Genomic DNA, 15,876 nt, shown 5'->3' on the forward strand with positions numbered 1-15,876 from the left:
GCAGCTTGGGCCGCGTCAGCTCGGTGAACGGAGCGGTTCGCTGGGTTCACGTGGGACGCGCCGGCCACGGGAACTCGGCCTGAGAGGTTCGTGGCAGGCCGCGCAAGCGGTCGAGCGAGGGATGCCCCCGCCCCTACGCTGGACGCTTGCGCCGTGCGGCATCAGGCGGCGGAGGAACACACAGTGCACGACCGGCTCGAGGAGGCATGGATGTTCGTTTGGCAGAGCTGGTGGGGTGTCGCCGCAGCAGCCGGGATAGCGCTGATCGCAGCGCTCGTCGTCATCGTGATCGTGTCGGTCTCCTTCCGGATGGCGGCGCGGCGGAGCGACTGGCCGGGTGCGCTCGCCGGGAGCGCCAGGCACCCCTTCCGGGCGCTCGTGATCCTGGTCGCCGTGTGGCCGGCGGTGGCGGCGACGCTTCCCGATGAGACCGCCCGTGGGTTCATCGACCAGACCTTCCGGATCGCCGTCATCGCCGCTGCCACGTGGCTGGTCGCCGCGCTGCTCGCCTTCGTCATCGGGCTCGGCCAGGCCCGGTACCGCATCGACGTCCCGAACAACAAGGTCGCCCGCCGCATGCAGACGCAGCTCGCGCTCGTCCGTCGCTTGGCGATCGCGGTCGTCGTCATCGTCGGTGTCGCGTCGATCCTCCTGACGTTCCCCGGCGTCCAGGGCGTCGGGGCGAGCGTGCTGGCCTCCGCCGGTGTCGTGAGCATCGTCGCCGGCCTCGCGGCGCAGTCCGTCCTCGGGAACGTGTTCGCCGGTATCCAGCTCGCCTTCAGCGACGCGATCCGGGTCGACGACGTCGTCATCGTCGAAGGGGAGTGGGGCCGGATCGAGGAGATCACCCTCACCTACGTCGTCGTCGGCATCTGGGACGACCGCCGCATGGTGCTCCCGTCCACCTATTTCACCTCCACGCCGTTCCAGAACTGGACGCGGAACACGAGCGAGCTGCTCGGGTCCGTCGAGTTCGACCTCGACTGGTGGGTGAGCCCCGCAGTCATGCGGACCGAGCTGGAGCGCATCCTCGACCGCACCGACCTCTGGGACGGCCGGGCACAGGTCCTGCAGGTCACGGACGCCGTCGGCGGCTACGTGCGCATCCGCATCCTCGTCACCGCGGTGGACGCACCGACCCTCTTCGACCTCCGATGCCTCGTGCGCGAGCAGATGGTCGAGTGGATCCTCGCGCAGAACCCGTCGGCGATCCCGCGCAACCGGGTGCAGATGGTCGAGCAGGAGCCTCGTCCGGTGCCGAAGCGCGGCGAGCCGGTCACGGAGCCGGTCGGGCTGTTCAGTGGCAGTGCCGAGGCCGAACAGCGCGCGAGCCTCTTCACCTCCTCGATCACCCTGCCCGACCTGGACGACGAGCCCGGACGCTGACCGTCGCCCGACCGGAAGCGTGTGCACCGAATCGTTGTCGTTCCAGCGATCCTGTATGCGCTTCCCGTCGCTACCATCAAGGGAACCTCGCCGGGTGACCTGCCGGCGGGCCGTCGGTGCTGCTGCCGACACGAACGGACGGCGCCGGCCCGAACCCCGGCGACGGCATGCGAAGGAGACCGCGCGTGAACGACGACACCCTCTTCCTCACCGATGAGGACACCGCCGTCCCCGGCGAACGCCCGGAGCAGCGTCTCGAACGACGCTCCGCGTCCGTCCTGAAGCACCGACTCCTCGAACAGGAACGCAAGCAGTTCGAGGAGTCCCTCGCCTCGGCGAAGGCAGACGGTGCCCTCGAACGCGCGGCGGCCCTCATCGTCTCCGCCCGGCGACGCTTCCTCATCGGGGCGTCGAAGTCGTTCACCTACGCGTCCCTCCTCGCCGCGGACCTCAGCTACGGCCTCGCGAACGTCACGCTCATCGACGGCACCATCGTGCGTCCCCTCGACGTCCTGAGCGACGTGCGGACGAGCGACGTCATGATCGCCGTGTCACTGCAGCGGTACCGGAAGTACACGATCGACTCCGTCGTCCCGTTCGCCGAGGCAGGAGGCAGTCTCGTGCTCATCACCGACGCTCCTGACGCCCCGCTGACCCCGTACGCCGACGAGACGATCGTGCTCGGCCGAGCGGAGGACGGGCACCCGAGTTCCTCGATCGGGATCGCGCTCACCCTGCACATCCTCGCCACGCTCACGACGGCCAGCGCCAAGGGCGCCGGCCGTCGGGCGGTGGAGCGGGAGCGCCTCGCCGAGACGCTCGGGGTCTACGTCTCCGACGAGGACTGAACGCGGACCGGGATCAGCTTCCCGAGCCTTTCCCCTCGCGCACGATCGACAGGGGTTCCGTGATGTCCTCGAGGGACTTCCGCGCGGCGTCGACGCCGAAGATGAGGGCGATCAACCCGCCGAGGACCATCACGCCGGCACCGACGAAGTAGCCCACGGTGAGCGGACCGCGGTCCGTGCCGTCGCCGATCAGGATCCCGTAGAGCAGGGGCGCGACCGAACCCGCGATCTGTCCGATCGCGAAGAAGTAGCCGATCACCTGGCTGCGGAGCTCGAGCGGGAAGATCTCGCTCACGGTCAGGTAGGCGCTGGACGCACCGGCGGAGGCGAAGAAGAACGAGACGCACCAGAAGATCGTCTGGGTCGTCGCGTCGAGCGCACCGGCGTTGAAGAGCACCGCCGACACGGCCAGCACCGCCCCCGAGACCCCGTAGGTGAGGAAGATCATCTGGCGACGACCCCAGGTGTCGAACAGCCTGCCGAGGAGGAGCGGGCCGAGCAGGTTGCCGATCGCGAAGGGGAAGAAGTAGTACTGCGTCGACGAGGGGCTCGTGCCGTAGAAGTTCTGCAGCACGAGCGCGTAGGTGAAGAAGATCGCGTTGTACAGGAACGACTGGGTGATCATCATCGCGAGGCCGACGAAGGTGCGCTTCGGGTACTTCGAGAAGAGGACGCCGAAGATGGTCCGGATCGGGATGTGGCCCTGGGCCTGCACCGTGAGCGCCTTCGACTCGTCGACCGGCTCGATCGTCCCGCCCTGCTTGCGGACGGTCGCCTCGATGTCGTCGACCGTGGCCTCCGCCTCCTGTTCCCGACCGTGCGTCATGAGCCATCTCGGACTCTCGGGGATGTGGCGTCGCAGGAAGATGATGGCGAGACCGAGCACCGGCCCGATGAAGAACCCGATGCGCCAGCCGACGTCCTGGGCGAAATAGTCGGTGTTCAGCAGGAACAGGTTCGCCGCCGACCCGAGGGCGGCTCCACCCCAGTAGGTGCCGTTGATGGCGATGTCGACGTGCCCGCGGTACTTCGACGGGATGAGCTCGTCGATGGCCGAGTTGATCGCCGCGTACTCGCCGCCGATGCCCATGCCGGCGAAGAAGCGGAAGATGGCGAGGAACCAGAACGTGGGGGACAGACCGGCGATGCCGCTCGCGACGAGGTAGATCGCGAGGGTCAGGATGAAGAGCTTCTTGCGGCCGAGGCGGTCCGCCATGCGGCCGAAGATGAGGGCACCCGTCACCTGGCCGAGCAGGTAGATCGTCCCGAGGAGGCCGACCTCCGCCGCCGAGAGTCCGAGCGACTTCTGGAACCCGGCGGAGGCGACGATCTGGATCTCGAGGCCGTCCAGCACCCAGGAGAAGCCGAGACCGACGACGATCATCCAGTGGAACCGGGTCCACGGCAATCGGTCCATCCTGGCGGGGACGAGGCTCCGCACCGGGGCAGGTTGCCCGGAGGTCGACGTGTTCGACATGGAATGACTCCTTCCACGGCCGTCCCGTCGACGGTCGATCCGGGAGATGACGCTACTCCCGCGGCGGGCATCGGACGCCGCTGATCGGTGCCCCTTGACTTCGTCCTGGCGGAGGAGCACGCTACGCCCGGCACCCCGTGCGATGGCGCCCGGTGGCGCGGAATGGTCGTACGCTCGAAGCGTGACGAGATCGCGGACGGCTGCCGAGGGCCGTCGAGGAGGAGGCGGCATGCACCTGGTCGAGGACAGCACCGAGACGGACATCACACGGGTCTTCCAGGACCGGATCACCTTCGGCGTCGCCCCGGGATCGTACGTCGCCGTGTTCGACCGCGAGCGGGTCCGGTTCGAGCAGGGGTTCGGCGGAATCACCATGGGCGGTCCGGTGCCCGACGCCGACACCCTGTTCCGCATCGCTTCCTGCACGAAGAGCTTCACCGCCGCCGTGCTCCTCATCCTCCGCGACGCCGGTCGCCTCGACCTGGACGCGCCAGTGGACGGGTTCGTGCCGGAGTTCGCGCCGGTGCTCCCTGACGGCATCGCCGTCCGGCCGACCGTGCGGATGCTCCTGACGATGTCGGGTGGGCTCGGAACGGACGATCCGTGGGGTGACCGCCAGGAGTCGATCACCGTGGACGAGTTCCGGCGGCTGCTCGTGCGCGGCATCCGATGCGTCACGACACCCGGGACGGCGTTCTCCTACTCGAACCTCGGCTACGCGCTGCTCGGGCAGGTCATCGAGCATGTGACCGGTGGCTCCTACATCGACGCGGTGACCTCGCTCCTGCTGGAGCCGCTCGGGCTCGGCGCCGTGTTCGAGCGACCCGAGGGCGACGGGGCGGTCTCGGCGACCGGTCATCGTGTCCGCCGCGAACGGGCCGTCGATGAAGACGGCCGATTCGTCGAGGTCCCGTTCTCCGGCCCCGGGGTCTTCTCCTCGATCGGCGGGCTCTTCGCCTCGGCCTCCACCCTGATCGGATGGGTGCGCTGGCTCGACGGCGCCTGGACCGGGGACGAGACCGGACCGCTGTCGAGCGCCAGCCGCCGCGAGATGCAGCAGCTGCACCGGCTGGCTCCGTCGCGGCCCACCCTCGACGGCGTGCCGCCGAGACTCGCGCTCGGCTACGGCTTCGGCCTCTTCGTCGAGGAGGACGCCGACCTCGGGACGCTCGTCTCGCACTCGGGCGGCTACCCCGGCTACAGCGCCCACATGCGGTGGCACCCGACATCGGGGTTCGGCGTCGTCGCCTTCGAGAACGCCGGCTACGCGGCCGTGGCGAAGCCCGCCGAACAGGCCCTGCGGCTGGCGATCGCGGGCGCCCAGGCCTCCGGCGAGCTGCCGGAACCGGCGATACGCCCCTGGCCGGAGACCCTCGTGGCGTCCATGACCGCGACCGGGCTGCTGTCGCACTGGGACGACCGCGTCGCCGCGTCGCTGTTCGCCGAGAACGTCGCCCTCGACCGTCCGCTGGAGGAGCGACGTGAGGCGGTCGATGCCGCTGTCACCGCCGTCGGTGGCATCGCCGAGGTGGCTTCGGGGCGCGCGACGCCGATCTGCGATTCGCCGGACCACCTGGTCTGGTTCGTCGAGGGGACGGAGGGCCGCCTCCGCCTGGAGGTCCGGATGACACCCGTGCTGCCGCTCCGGGTCCAGACCTTCACGGTGACGGTCGACGACCAGGGGGAGTGAACGCCGAACGCCGGCAGCTGAGGCTCAGCTACCGGCGTTCAGGTGGAACAGGGTGATCCGGTTCAGCCGATCGAGTCGTCGTCGCCGTTGCCATTCCGGTTCGTCGGGGAGATGTCCTCCGTCGACTCGACGTACTCGTAGTCGGTCGTGGTCGGGCCGTCGTGGTCGCCGGTGTTCGTCGCTTCGCCGACGGGACGGTAGATGAGCTGGCCTTCGCCGTAGGGCAGGACGAGCTCGCCATCCTGACCGTCTTCGAGCGGGATGATCTCGCTGTCGAGCGGGCCGCCGGTGAGTTTCGCAAGAGTCTGTGACATGTCGCCAGCCTAGCCCCGACGACGGTCAGAGTGCTGCGATGGTCCAGGACACCCGGTGTGGTGTATTGGGAGCCAGGACGACGAGGTCGGTCCCGGTCGAGAAGGAGTCGGGCGGGCAGGTCATCGGTTCGACGGCGAGCCCCAGCCGGTTGAGCTCCGCGACGGGCTGATCGGCCGTGTGCACCTGGACCCAGGGCAGACCGTCACCCCAGTGCATCGCGACGCCGCTACCGGAGGGCGTGGTCACCCGCACCGTGACCCGGCCGTCGGCGTCCCGTTCGAGCGCCGTGTACGCATGGTCGATGAAGGTGTCGCCGATGGCCCGGGGTGACCGGAAGTCGAAGTGCTCCGTCGCCTCCGTGTCGACCCGCTCCAGCGAGACCGGGGTGAGCCGGTCCGGCGTGACGGTGAGCACCTCGGCGGCGGGCAGTTCGAGCGTCCAGTCGTCGACGCGGCCCTCGCCCGCGACGAGATAGGGGTGCGGTCCGGTGCCGTACGGGGCGTCGACGTCGCCGAGGTTCAGCGCCTCGACGTCGGTGCGGAGTCCGTCGTCGTCGAGCGTGTACGTCGCGGTGACCTGGACGCGGAACGGATAGCCCTCCTGCGCTTCGATGAACACGCGGAACGCCGCCGACGACGCGCTCGACGACAGGAGGTCCCACTCCGACCAGGCGGCGAGCCCGTGGAGGGCGTGCCCGCGAGCGGGTTCGGTGAGCGCGAGCTGGTGTTCGACGCCGGCGAAGGTGTAGCGGCCGTCGACGACGCGGTTGGGCCACGGGGAGAGCATGGCACCGCGGAACGCCGGACGGACCTCCTCGGCGTCGAACGGGACCACGAGGTCGCGGCCGTCGTGCTGCAGGAACCGCAGTGAGGCACCGACCGAGGCGATCGACGCGGTGTACGCACCGTGCTCGAGATCGACCCGCCGACCCGAGATCGGACGTCGGTCGACGGAGGCGGACGGGGACACGGCGCTGGTGGATTCGGTCACGGCCCCATTCTGTCGCATCGACGCCGACCGACCCGGCCGACTGGCGGTGCGGGTCGGGCGGTGGGACGCGGCTCAGTCGAGGGAGCGGCCGCGCATGTCCGAGAGGAACAGTGCGGCGACCGCGGCGACGACGAAGAAGGCGGCGAACACGGAGAAGAGCAGGGCCTGTCCTGCGAGGAGGAGCACCGGAACCGACAGCGGGGCGATGATCGAAGCGATGCGGCCGATGCCGGCGGCCCACCCCGCCCCCGTCGCACGGAGCGCCGTCGGATACAGCTCCGGGGTCGTCGCGTACAGGGCGCCCCAGGCGCCGAGGTTGCAGAAGGACAGACACATGCCGAACACGATGATCATCGGTTCGGTCGTCGCCGTGCCGAACAGGACCGCCGACACCGCGGAGCCCGCCAGGAAGGTCGCGAGGGTCTGCTTCCGGCCCCAGGCCTCGATCAACCACGCGGAGACCGCGTAGCCCGGGATCTGGGCCAGGGTGATGATGAGGGTGAAACCGAAGGACCGGACGAGGGAGAACCCCGAGGCGACGAGGATCGTAGGGATCCAGATGAACGCACCGTAGTAGGAGAAGTTGACGCAGAACCACACGATCCAGAGCGCCCCGGTGTCGCGTCGGTGCGTGGGCACCCATAGCCCACGGAGACGCTCGCCGGCGGAGAGACCGGCGTTCACGGGGGTGTCGGTGGTGGTGTCGCCGGCGGCCTCCGGGTGGGAGACGCCGGCCGATGCCTCGAACTCGCGGACGACGGCTTCTGCCTCGCGGTGACGTCCGCGCGACTCGAGGAAGCGCACCGACTCCGGCAGTCGCGTCCGCACGATGGCCGCGTAGACCGCGGGCAATGCACCGATGGCGAGGGCCCAGCGCCACCCGTCGTCGCTCGTGGGCACGACCAGGTAGCCGATGAGGGCGGCGGCGATCCACCCGATGGCCCAGAACGCCTCCAGGAACACGATGATCCGCCCGCGGATGCGCGGCGGGGCGAACTCGCTCATGAGGGTCGACGCGACGGGCAGCTCGGCGCCGAGTCCGAGGCCGACGATGAACCGCAGCACGATGAGCACGCCGAGTCCCCAGGCGAGGGCCGATGCGCCCGTCGCGATGCCGAACACGAGCAGCGTGATCGCGAAGACGTGGCGTCGACCGACGCGGTCGGCGAGCAGACCGCCGAGCGTCGCACCGATCGCCATGCCGAGGAACCCGGCTGAGGCGATCCAGGAGAGCTCCGTGTTCCCGAGCTGCCACTGCACGGCGAGCTGGGCGAGGACGAAGGACACGAGCCCGACGTCCATGGCGTCGAGGGCCCAGCCGACGCCGGAACCGACGAGCAGTCGCCCGTGGGCCTTGGTGAACGGGAGCGCGTCGAGGCGCTCGCTGCGGGTGCGTGGTGTGGCGGGGGCGGTGGACACGTCACCATTCTGGTGCAGGATGCGCCCACCGATGCCGGTCGGTCGCAGATAGGCTGACGACACGAACTGCAGGCGTGCGGCCGGGCAGTTCACTCGCTCCGCTCGCCGTTCCGTCGAAAGGCCACTCCCGTGACCGATGCACCGCCTCCCGACCCGCAGCAGCCTGACGGCCGCCCGCCGCAATGGCCGACGGGTCAGCAACCGCAGCACCCCTCCGGTCAGCAGCAGCAGCAGCCGTATGGTCAGCAGCAGAACCCGTACGGCCAGCGGCAGCAGCCGCCGTATGGACAGGGACCGCAGCAGCAGAACCCGCACGGGCAGCAGCAACAACAACCGCAGTACGGGCAGGGACCGCAGCAGCAGAACCCGCACGGGCAGCAGCAACAACAACCGCAGTACGGGCAGGGACCGCAGCAGCAGAACCCGTACGGACAGCAGAACCCGTACCAGCAGACCCCGTATGGCGGGCAGCAGAACCCCTCCGGCGGGCAGCCGCAGCAGCCGTATCAGCCGCAGCAGCCGCAGCAGAACCCGTACCAGCAGCAGCCACCGCAAGGCCCTCCCGGGTACGGCCAGCAGCCGCCGCCTCCCGGTGCCCCGAAGCGCAAGCGGACGGGGCTCATCATCGGCATCGCCGTCGGCGTCCCGCTCGCCTTGGCAGCGATCATCACCGTCATCGCCCTGGTGGTCACGCAGGGCGGTGCGCCGGTCGCGGACCCGAGCCCCACCCGCTCGGCCACCCCGACGAAGACCGCCTCTCCGACGCCGACGGAGACGGACTCGACGCCCGAGCCGACGAAGACCTACGTCTCCATTCCGCCCGACCTCGACTTCGCTGCCGGGCAGGACGTCCCAGCTGAATGGACGGCCTACCTGACGAACGACCTGGACTCGTCCTGGGCTGCGATCGGTCCGGACCGGAACGGCGTCGAGATCTACCGGAACGCATCGACCTCGTGCGACGTCGGACTCGGCGACATCGCGCTGACGCCTGACGAGATCGCGGTCGGAGACGACGAGAAGTCCAGCGACGCCTACATGGCGAAGTACGTCGGTGCCGACTACGTCACAGCGGACGGAACGACGGAACAGTTGAACTACAACAGTGGTGGCGGACTCATCGAGTTCCGAGTGCTGTCCTGGACGCAGCCGACCGGTGAGCGCACGTACTGGGGCGTCCGGTCGCTCACGAAGATGGGGATCCTCGTCGTCTTCACCTTCACGTGCAAGGACCAGGCGTCGCTCGACCTGCTCGCGAACGACGTCGTCAACCTCATCTCCGTGGAGCTGCTCCCGAAGCGCTGACCGGTCCCGGCGTCAGAACGCGCGGAGGACCGCCTGCGCGACCGTGAAGATCGCGAGCCCGGCGAGCGCGCCGACGATGGTGCCGTTCAAGCGGATGAACTGCAGGTCGCGTCCGACGAGGAGCTCGATCTTCTGGGTCGTCTCACGGGCGTCCCAGCGCTCGACGGTCTCGGTGATGATGCTCGCGATGTCGTGCCGGTAGCGGGTGACGACGTAGGACAGGGCGTCTGCGACGCGGGTGTCGACGCGGGTGGAGAACGCCCGGTCGGTCGACAGCCGCCGGCCGAAGTCCGCGATGGTGCCGGCGATCCGCACGCGGAGGTCGCTGTCGGGGGCGTCGAGGGCCTCGAGGAACGCGCTCTTCGCGGCCGTCCAGGTCTTGCCGGCGACCTCACGGACCCGAGGACTGTCGATGACCTCGTGCTTGGCGTTCTCGAAGCGGGTGATGGTCGCGTCGTCGTGCTGCAGCTGCTCCGCGAGCTCGCCGAGGTAACCGTCGAGGGCATGACGGAGCTGGTGGTCGGGGTCCGCGCGGACGGCCTGGACGAAGGACACGGCCTCCCGGTACAGCTTGTCGTCCACGAGCCGGTCGACGAAGGACGGCACCCAGGTCGGCAGGCGGCTCGAGACCAGTCGTTCGAACGCCTTCGGGTTCGTGCTCAGCCACTCGCCCGTGCGGTCGAGGAGGAGGTCGACCGCGTCGTGGTGCGCGCCGACCCCGACGATGTGCTCGACCCAACGGCCGATGTTCGGGGCCCACTGCGGATCGATGAGGTGTTTGGACGCCAACGCCTCGATGACCTCGCGGACGTCGTCGTCGGACAACGTCTCCAGGAGACCCCGCACCGCGATGGACCCCTCGGCGGTGACCCGCTCGGCGTTCGCGGGCTCGGACAACCATCCGCCGAGCTTCTCCGAGACGGACACGGACGCGAGCTTCTGCCGCACGACCTCCTCGGACAGGAAGTTGGTCTCCACGAACTCGCCGAGACTGACGCCGATCTCGTCCTTGCGCTTCGGGATGATCGCCGTGTGGGGGATCGGGATGCCGAGCGGGTGCCGGAAGAGGGCGGTGACGGCGAACCAGTCCGCGAGCGCCCCGACCATGCCGCCTTCCGCAGCGGCCCTGACGTACGCCAACCACGGGTAGCGTCCCTCGAGCGCGAACGCGACGGCGAAGATGACCGCCATGACGAGGAGCAGTCCGGTGGCGAGGCGCTTCATCGAGCGCAGGGCTCGCGCGCGGTCCGCGTCGGCGGCGGTGAGTTCGAGTGTGGGGGAGCTCGTCATCCGCCCATCCTAGGCTCGTCGACCGTGTCCTCCGGTCCGGTGGATCAAGCGGGCAACGTACCCCCTGGTGGTACCCTGAGCCGGTGATCGAAGACATCAAGAAGCGGGCCCTCCACCGGACGAAGATCCTCGAGGGACAGATGCGTGGTCTCGAGAAGATGATCGAGAACGAGGACTACTGCATGGACATCATCACGCAGTCGCTCGCCATCCAGAAGTCGCTGGGATCCCTCAACAAACTGCTCGTCGAGAACCACCTGCTGACGCACGTCACGCAGATGTTCGAGGAGGGCGGGGACAGCAAGGACGCCGCTGTCGGCGAGCTCCTGCGGATCTTCGAGCTCAGCAACAACCGCGGCTGAGCCGAGCCGTCAGGCCGGCCCGAGCAGTCACACGGGCCCGAGCAGAGTCGTCACACGGGCCCAAGCCAGGCGTTCGCGACGGTGGCGTGGGCTGACTCGTCGTCGGAGGGATGGAACATCCCGGCGAGGACGTCGCGGTACAGCCTGCCTAATTCGCTCGCGGCGAAGTAGCTGCCGCCGCCGGCGACCCGGATCGCCTGGTCGACGACCTCGCGGGCGGTCTCCGTCGCGCGGACCTTGAGCCCGACGAGCTTCGGGAACCAGAGCGAGCCGTGGTCGACCCCGTCGTCGAGGTCACGGGCGATGCCCGCGAGCTGCGGCAGCATGCCGTCGTACGCGATGGCGGCCGAGGCGACCCGACGGCGGATGTCGGGATCCGCTGCATAGCTCGCGCCTCCTGCCTTCTTCGACGTCTTCCGGTGGGCGGTCTCGACCGCGAGCCGGAGGGCCCGTTCGCCGATGCCCGTGTACACGGCGGCGATGAGGGTCTCGAAGCAGGCGAAGATCCCGAAGACGATCGGGTCCGGGTTGGGCCCCGGATCGAGGCGTCGGACGATGTGCTCCGCCGTCGACTCGGCCCCCTGGAGCAGGGTCGTCCTGCTCTGGCTGGCGCGCATCCCGACGGTGTCCCAGTCGTCGAGGATCTCGAACCCGCCCCGCGAGCGCTCGATGAAGCCGTAGACCACCTTCGGACCGTCGGCCGAGGTCGTGTCGAGCCCGGTCGTCCCCAGCCAGGTCCACGCGGGCGACAGCGAGGTGAAGATCTTCCGACCGTGGAACCGATAGGAACCGTCGGGGCCTGGACGGGCTTCGGTGTCGGATCCGAAGAGCACGAGGTCGTTGCCCGCCTCGCTCACCCCGAACGCGTAGAGCTCGTCGCCGGCAGCTCCCTCGAGGACGAAGCGGAGCGAGTCGTCTCCTCGAGTGTGGAGCAGTCGGGCGACACCCGTCCACACGAGGTGCATGTTGATCGCGAGGGCGGTCGCCGGGGCGGCGGTGGCGAGCCTGGATTGGAGCAGCGTGACCTCGCTCAGGCCGAGACCGAGGCCGCCGAACTCCTCTGGCACGAACGCCCGGAGGTAGCCGCACGATCGCAGCTCCGCGAGGTCCTCGTCGAAGAAGGCGTTCTCGCGGTCCGCCACGGCGGCACGTTCGCGGATGCGCTCGACGAGCCCCTCACTGAGGATCGAGGCGGGGTCGAACGGTCGATCGGACGGGTGGTGCTGCGCTTGAGCGGTCACCGGTCCATTGTCGCATCGGGCCCGGTAGAGGTGGCAGGTGTCTGCGAGCGGCGAGCAGCGCGCCGACGGCCCGACCTGACGAGGAGGACCACGACCGCGGCGACGACCGCGAGCGGGAGCAGCCAGGGCACCAGGACGCCGACCACGACGACGAGTCCCGAGGCGGCGGCGACGAGCGCGTTCCACCCGGCGACCACGCCGCCCCAGAAGTCGGTGGGCACACCCGGCGCGACCACGCCTGGGGCCACGAAGCTCACGAACACGGAGGAGAAGTCGACCTGATCGGCGAGCGCGTCGCGCTGGGCGACGAGTCCGTCCAGTTCCGCCTGCCGCTGGGACAGGCTGGTCTCGGCGGCGAGGAGGTCGGCCGTCGTGGTCGAGGCCGCCATGAGCCCGAGCAGTCGGTCGACCGAGGCCTGGAGGGCGGTGACCCGCGCGTCGAGGTCGGCGGCCTGTGCTGTGACGTCCACCGCGGACACGGAGAGGTTGTTCACCGTGCCGAGTGCCTGCAGCTGCGCGAGCACGTCGTCGAAGTCGTCGGCGGGGATGCGGACCGTCAGGGTCGCCTGCGCGGCCTGGTCGGAGGTGCCCGGAGTCTCGTCGCGGCTGTCGACGCGCCCGCCCGCCTCGGTGACGATCCGGGTGGCGTCCGTCGCGGTGCTGATCGGGTCGTCAGCGGTGACGGTGAGTGAACCGGTCGTGACCACCTGCTGTTGCGTGAGGTCGGGGGAGGCGGCGCCGTCGACGCCGGCCTGCGCGTCGTCGGTGACGTGGCCGGGCGCGGGCATCGCAGCTCGCGAGTCGCTGCCGGCTTCGGTGCTCGACCCGGCCGAGCAGCCCGAGAAGACGAGCCCGACGAGGACGGCGGAGACGAACACGGTGGTGGTGCGGGTCACTGCTGAGCGCTTCATGGCATCACCCTAGGGAGCCGCCGCACCGCGGAGGTGCAGGGACCCTGGGAAGCGGGTCACGATCAGGTCTCGCGACGCGCATCACCCTCGGGAGCCGCTGCACCGCGGAGGTGCAGGGACCCTGGGAAGCGGGTCACGATCAGGTCTCGCGACGCGCATCACCCTCGGGAGCCGCTGCACCGCGGAGGTGCAGGGACCCTGGGAAGCGGGTCACGATCAGGTCTCGCGACGCGCATCACCCTCGGGAGCCGCCGCACCGCGGAGGTGCAGGGACCCTGGGAAGCGGGTCGCGATCAGGTCTCGCGACGCGACCGCTGTTCGAGTTGCAGCTCGGCCCAATCGCCGATGGCCTTCGTGGTCTCCGCCGGGCGGTCCCGGTGCACGTTGTGACCGGCGCCCTGGACGATCGTCAGGCTGACCTGGCGGTTGGCGAGGACCTCGGCGGCGAGCGCACCGCGGAAGAGGCTGTACACCTCCGGGTCCGAGGCGATCACGAAGGTCGGGTTGCGCAGGGCGGCCGCCGCGGGGCGGACGTCCCACGGGTGGTTCTGCTCGCTCGTCTGCTCGATCGCCCATCGGCTCGCCTCGGACACCGCCTGCACCTTGATCTCCACGTCGAGCGGGTGCCACTCGGGGTTCTTCGCGCGGACGGATGCGATCGTGTTGTCCGCGAAGGCGGCCTCCTGGCTGGCCCGGATGATCTCGGCGTCGTGGTCGTCGAGCGCGATGGCGGGGTCGAGCAGCACGACCGCCGCCGCCCATCGGGGATCGGCCGCGGCGGCGACCGCGGTGGCGGCGCCCCCGAGCGAGTGTCCGACGACGAGGTCCCACGCGGTGTGCCCGACGCCGGGCACGGGGGTCGGCCTGGTGGCCAGCAGATCGGCGGCGTAGGCCTCGACCCGGTAGTCGAGCGCACGAGGGGCGACGCCGTGGCCACGGAGGTCGACCGCCTCCACGAGCCAACCTCGGTCGGCCAGGGCGGCGCAGATGCGCCAGGTGCTCGGACCGTTGCTGCCGAGTCCGTGGACCACGAGCGCCCGAGCGGGCGCGTCGTGACGACCCCAGCGGTGACGCGGGAGCTCCACGGGCGTGATCGTGCGGGCGGCGAGGCTGGACGCGGTGTCGACGACGGGCTCGGTCATGCGTTCAGCCTACGGTCTCGCGTCAGTCGAGTCGGTCCGGGTCGGTGCCGGTGCGCTCGCCGTTCTCGAGCGCCGAGATGGCAGCCAGGTCGTCGGCGTCGAGGGTGAAGTCGAACACGGCGAAGTTCTCCGCGATCCGCGCCGGTGTGGCCGACTTGGGGATGACGATGTTGCCGAGCTGCAGGTGCCAGCGCAGCACCACCTGCGCGACCGTGCGCCCGTGCTTCCGTGCGATGGCCCCGAGGTCGGAGGTGGCGTCGGATCCGTTGGCGGCGGGGGTGAAGAAGCGGCCGCGGGCGAGTGGCGACCAGGCCTCCGTCGCGATGCCGTGCGCCGCGTTGACCGCGCGCAACTCCCGCTGGGGGAGGAACGGGTGGAGTTCGATCTGGTTGACGGCCGGGGTGACCTCCGCCGACTCCAGGAGACGTTCGAGATGGTTACGGTGGAAGTTGGAGACGCCGACGGAGCGCGTACGTCCCTCGGCCCGCAACCGCTCGAGCGCGCGCCAGGTCTCGCGGTAGCGGTCCTGCCGAGGAGCCGGCCAGTGGATGAGGTACAGGTCGACGTGGTCGAGGCCGAGGAGGTCGAGGCTCGTGTCGAACGCACGGAGCGTCTCCTCGTACCCCTGATCGGTGTTCCAGACCTTCGTCGTGACGAAGAGCTCGTCGCGGGGGATGCCCGACTCGCGGATCGCGACGCCGGTGCCGCGCTCGTTGCCGTACAGCGAGGCGGTGTCGATGTGGCGGTACCCGACCTCCAGCGCCGTCCGCACGATCTCGGTGCTGGCGAGGTCCGGGACCTTGTAGACGCCGAAGCCGAGCTGGGGGATCGTGTGTCCGTCGTTGAGGAGGACGGTCGGGGTGCTGTCTGCCATGGCACCAGTATCCTCGACAGGGCCACCGTCATCGTCGAAAGGGAGCCCATGCCGCAACTCATGATCGTCACCGGGAGCGTCCGTCCCGAGCGGGTGGGCGGTGCCGTCGCCGACTGGGTCGCCGGCGTGGCCGAGGCGGACGAGCGGTTCGCCGTCGACGCGGTCGATCTCCGGGAGCTGGCACTGCCGTTCATGGACGAGCCCGCGCACCCGCGGAAGCGCGCCTACGTCCACCCGCACACGATCTCCTGGAGCGAGCGGGTCGACCGGACGGACGCCTTCGTGTTCGTGACGCCCGAGTACAACTACAGCTACGCGCCCGCCCTCAAGAACGCGCTCGACTACCTCATGCACGAGTGGGCGCGGAAGCCGGTCGGGATCGTCAGCTACGGCGGGCTGTCGGGCGGAACCCGCGGTGTCGTCGCGCTTCGGCCCGTGCTGCAGGCGCTTGGTCTCGTCAGTACCGGTGCGAACGTGGAGATCCCGTACGTCTCACGGCAGATCGCCGACGGCGTGTTCACGCCCAACGACCGTCAGACGACCATCCTCCCGGTGCTGCTCGGCGAACTGGCCGCACTCGACGGGGCCCTCGCGCCGCTGCGCGCCGCCGACTGAAGCGCGGCGGC

The 15,876-nt window shown here is 69.9% G+C and carries 15 protein-coding genes; 6 read left to right on the forward strand and 9 right to left on the reverse strand.

Annotated features, from left to right (window positions below):
- Positions 1–210: 210 nt before the first annotated feature.
- Both B9Y95_RS01845 and B9Y95_RS01850 read left to right on the forward strand, forming a co-directional pair.
- Complete coding sequence (locus B9Y95_RS01845) at positions 211–1,386, forward strand: mechanosensitive ion channel family protein (RefSeq protein ID WP_085511024.1); 1,176 nt, start codon at positions 211–213, stop codon at positions 1,384–1,386.
- A gap of 185 nt (positions 1,387–1,571) precedes the next feature.
- A complete protein-coding gene (locus B9Y95_RS01850) occupies positions 1,572–2,234 on the forward strand; it encodes a MurR/RpiR family transcriptional regulator (RefSeq protein WP_197977484.1) in 663 nt (220 codons plus the stop codon).
- Positions 2,235–2,247: 13 nt separating this feature from the next.
- On the opposite strand, the gene B9Y95_RS01855 is transcribed toward B9Y95_RS01850, so the two are convergent.
- Positions 2,248–3,711, reverse strand: coding sequence for an MFS transporter (locus B9Y95_RS01855; protein ID WP_085510403.1), 1,464 nt, complete (start codon positions 3,709–3,711; stop codon positions 2,248–2,250).
- A gap of 181 nt (positions 3,712–3,892) precedes the next feature.
- On the opposite strand from B9Y95_RS01855, the gene B9Y95_RS01860 reads away from it, so the two are divergent.
- Complete coding sequence (locus B9Y95_RS01860; protein ID WP_200811341.1) at positions 3,893–5,401, forward strand: serine hydrolase domain-containing protein; 1,509 nt, start codon at positions 3,893–3,895, stop codon at positions 5,399–5,401.
- A gap of 62 nt (positions 5,402–5,463) precedes the next feature.
- Here B9Y95_RS01860 and B9Y95_RS01865 read toward each other — a convergent pair whose 3' ends face one another.
- From B9Y95_RS01865 to B9Y95_RS01875, 3 genes are all read right to left on the reverse strand, one after another.
- A complete protein-coding gene (locus B9Y95_RS01865; RefSeq protein ID WP_079001938.1) occupies positions 5,464–5,715 on the reverse strand; it encodes a response regulator in 252 nt (83 codons plus the stop codon).
- Positions 5,716–5,740: 25 nt separating this feature from the next.
- Entirely contained in the window at positions 5,741–6,706 is a 966-nt protein-coding gene (locus B9Y95_RS01870) for an aldose 1-epimerase family protein (protein WP_327083080.1), read from the reverse strand.
- A 72-nt stretch (positions 6,707–6,778) separates the two neighbouring features.
- Positions 6,779–8,125, reverse strand: a complete 1,347-nt coding sequence (locus B9Y95_RS01875; RefSeq protein WP_200811342.1) for an MFS transporter — start codon at positions 8,123–8,125, stop codon at positions 6,779–6,781.
- Between the two features lie 129 nt (positions 8,126–8,254).
- Between B9Y95_RS01875 and B9Y95_RS01880 the strand changes: the two genes are divergently transcribed.
- Entirely contained in the window at positions 8,255–9,430 is a 1,176-nt protein-coding gene (locus tag B9Y95_RS01880) for a hypothetical protein (protein ID WP_085510406.1), read from the forward strand.
- Positions 9,431–9,442: 12 nt separating this feature from the next.
- On the opposite strand, the gene B9Y95_RS01885 is transcribed toward B9Y95_RS01880, so the two are convergent.
- A complete protein-coding gene (locus tag B9Y95_RS01885; protein WP_085510407.1) occupies positions 9,443–10,720 on the reverse strand; it encodes a DUF445 domain-containing protein in 1,278 nt (425 codons plus the stop codon).
- Between the two features lie 83 nt (positions 10,721–10,803).
- Between B9Y95_RS01885 and B9Y95_RS01890 the strand changes: the two genes are divergently transcribed.
- Positions 10,804–11,082 (forward strand): metal-sensitive transcriptional regulator, encoded by a 279-nt coding sequence (locus tag B9Y95_RS01890; protein ID WP_064296530.1) that lies wholly within the window; start codon positions 10,804–10,806, stop codon positions 11,080–11,082.
- 50 nt (positions 11,083–11,132) lie between these two features.
- Here the strand turns inward: B9Y95_RS01890 and B9Y95_RS01895 are convergent, their stop codons facing one another.
- The 4 genes from B9Y95_RS01895 to B9Y95_RS01910 all read right to left on the reverse strand — a co-directional run bounded on the left by B9Y95_RS01895 (position 11,133) and on the right by B9Y95_RS01910 (position 15,250).
- Positions 11,133–12,323 (reverse strand): acyl-CoA dehydrogenase family protein, encoded by a 1,191-nt coding sequence (locus B9Y95_RS01895; protein WP_085510408.1) that lies wholly within the window; start codon positions 12,321–12,323, stop codon positions 11,133–11,135.
- Positions 12,320–13,234 carry a DUF4349 domain-containing protein gene (locus B9Y95_RS01900; protein WP_085510409.1) on the reverse strand — a complete coding sequence of 305 codons (915 nt, stop codon included), beginning with the start codon at positions 13,232–13,234 and terminating at the stop codon, positions 12,320–12,322. Before B9Y95_RS01900 ends, B9Y95_RS01895 begins: the two co-directional genes overlap by 4 nt.
- Before the next feature lie 293 nt (positions 13,235–13,527).
- On the reverse strand, positions 13,528–14,376 hold the full coding sequence (locus tag B9Y95_RS01905) for an alpha/beta fold hydrolase (RefSeq protein ID WP_085510410.1): 849 nt from the start codon (positions 14,374–14,376) through the stop codon (positions 13,528–13,530).
- A gap of 22 nt (positions 14,377–14,398) precedes the next feature.
- Positions 14,399–15,250 (reverse strand): aldo/keto reductase, encoded by an 852-nt coding sequence (locus tag B9Y95_RS01910; protein ID WP_085510411.1) that lies wholly within the window; start codon positions 15,248–15,250, stop codon positions 14,399–14,401.
- Between the two features lie 48 nt (positions 15,251–15,298).
- Here B9Y95_RS01910 and B9Y95_RS01915 point away from each other — a divergent pair, with 48 nt between their 5' ends.
- Positions 15,299–15,865: an NADPH-dependent FMN reductase gene (locus B9Y95_RS01915; protein WP_085510412.1), complete on the forward strand. Its 567-nt coding sequence runs from the start codon at positions 15,299–15,301 to the stop codon at positions 15,863–15,865.
- Positions 15,866–15,876 lie beyond the last annotated feature (11 nt).

Source organism: Plantibacter flavus, assembly GCF_900177615.1.
Lineage (GTDB): Bacteria > Actinomycetota > Actinomycetes > Actinomycetales > Microbacteriaceae > Plantibacter > Plantibacter flavus.

What these genes read in the sequence shown, in the direction of transcription:
- B9Y95_RS01845 (WP_085511024.1), top strand. Translation starts at nt 211, where the DNA reads ATGTTCGTTTGGCAGAGCTGGTGGGGTGTCGCCGCAGCAGCCGGGATA.
- B9Y95_RS01855 (WP_085510403.1), bottom strand. Translation starts at nt 3,711, where the DNA reads ATGTCGAACACGTCGACCTCCGGGCAACCTGCCCCGGTGCGGAGCCTC.
- B9Y95_RS01865 (WP_079001938.1), bottom strand. Translation starts at nt 5,715, where the DNA reads ATGTCACAGACTCTTGCGAAACTCACCGGCGGCCCGCTCGACAGCGAG.
- B9Y95_RS01885 (WP_085510407.1), bottom strand. Translation starts at nt 10,720, where the DNA reads ATGACGAGCTCCCCCACACTCGAACTCACCGCCGCCGACGCGGACCGC.
- B9Y95_RS01900 (WP_085510409.1), bottom strand. Translation starts at nt 13,234, where the DNA reads ATGAAGCGCTCAGCAGTGACCCGCACCACCACCGTGTTCGTCTCCGCC.
- B9Y95_RS01905 (WP_085510410.1), bottom strand. Translation starts at nt 14,376, where the DNA reads ATGACCGAGCCCGTCGTCGACACCGCGTCCAGCCTCGCCGCCCGCACG.
- B9Y95_RS01910 (WP_085510411.1), bottom strand. Translation starts at nt 15,250, where the DNA reads ATGGCAGACAGCACCCCGACCGTCCTCCTCAACGACGGACACACGATC.
- B9Y95_RS01915 (WP_085510412.1), top strand. Translation starts at nt 15,299, where the DNA reads ATGCCGCAACTCATGATCGTCACCGGGAGCGTCCGTCCCGAGCGGGTG.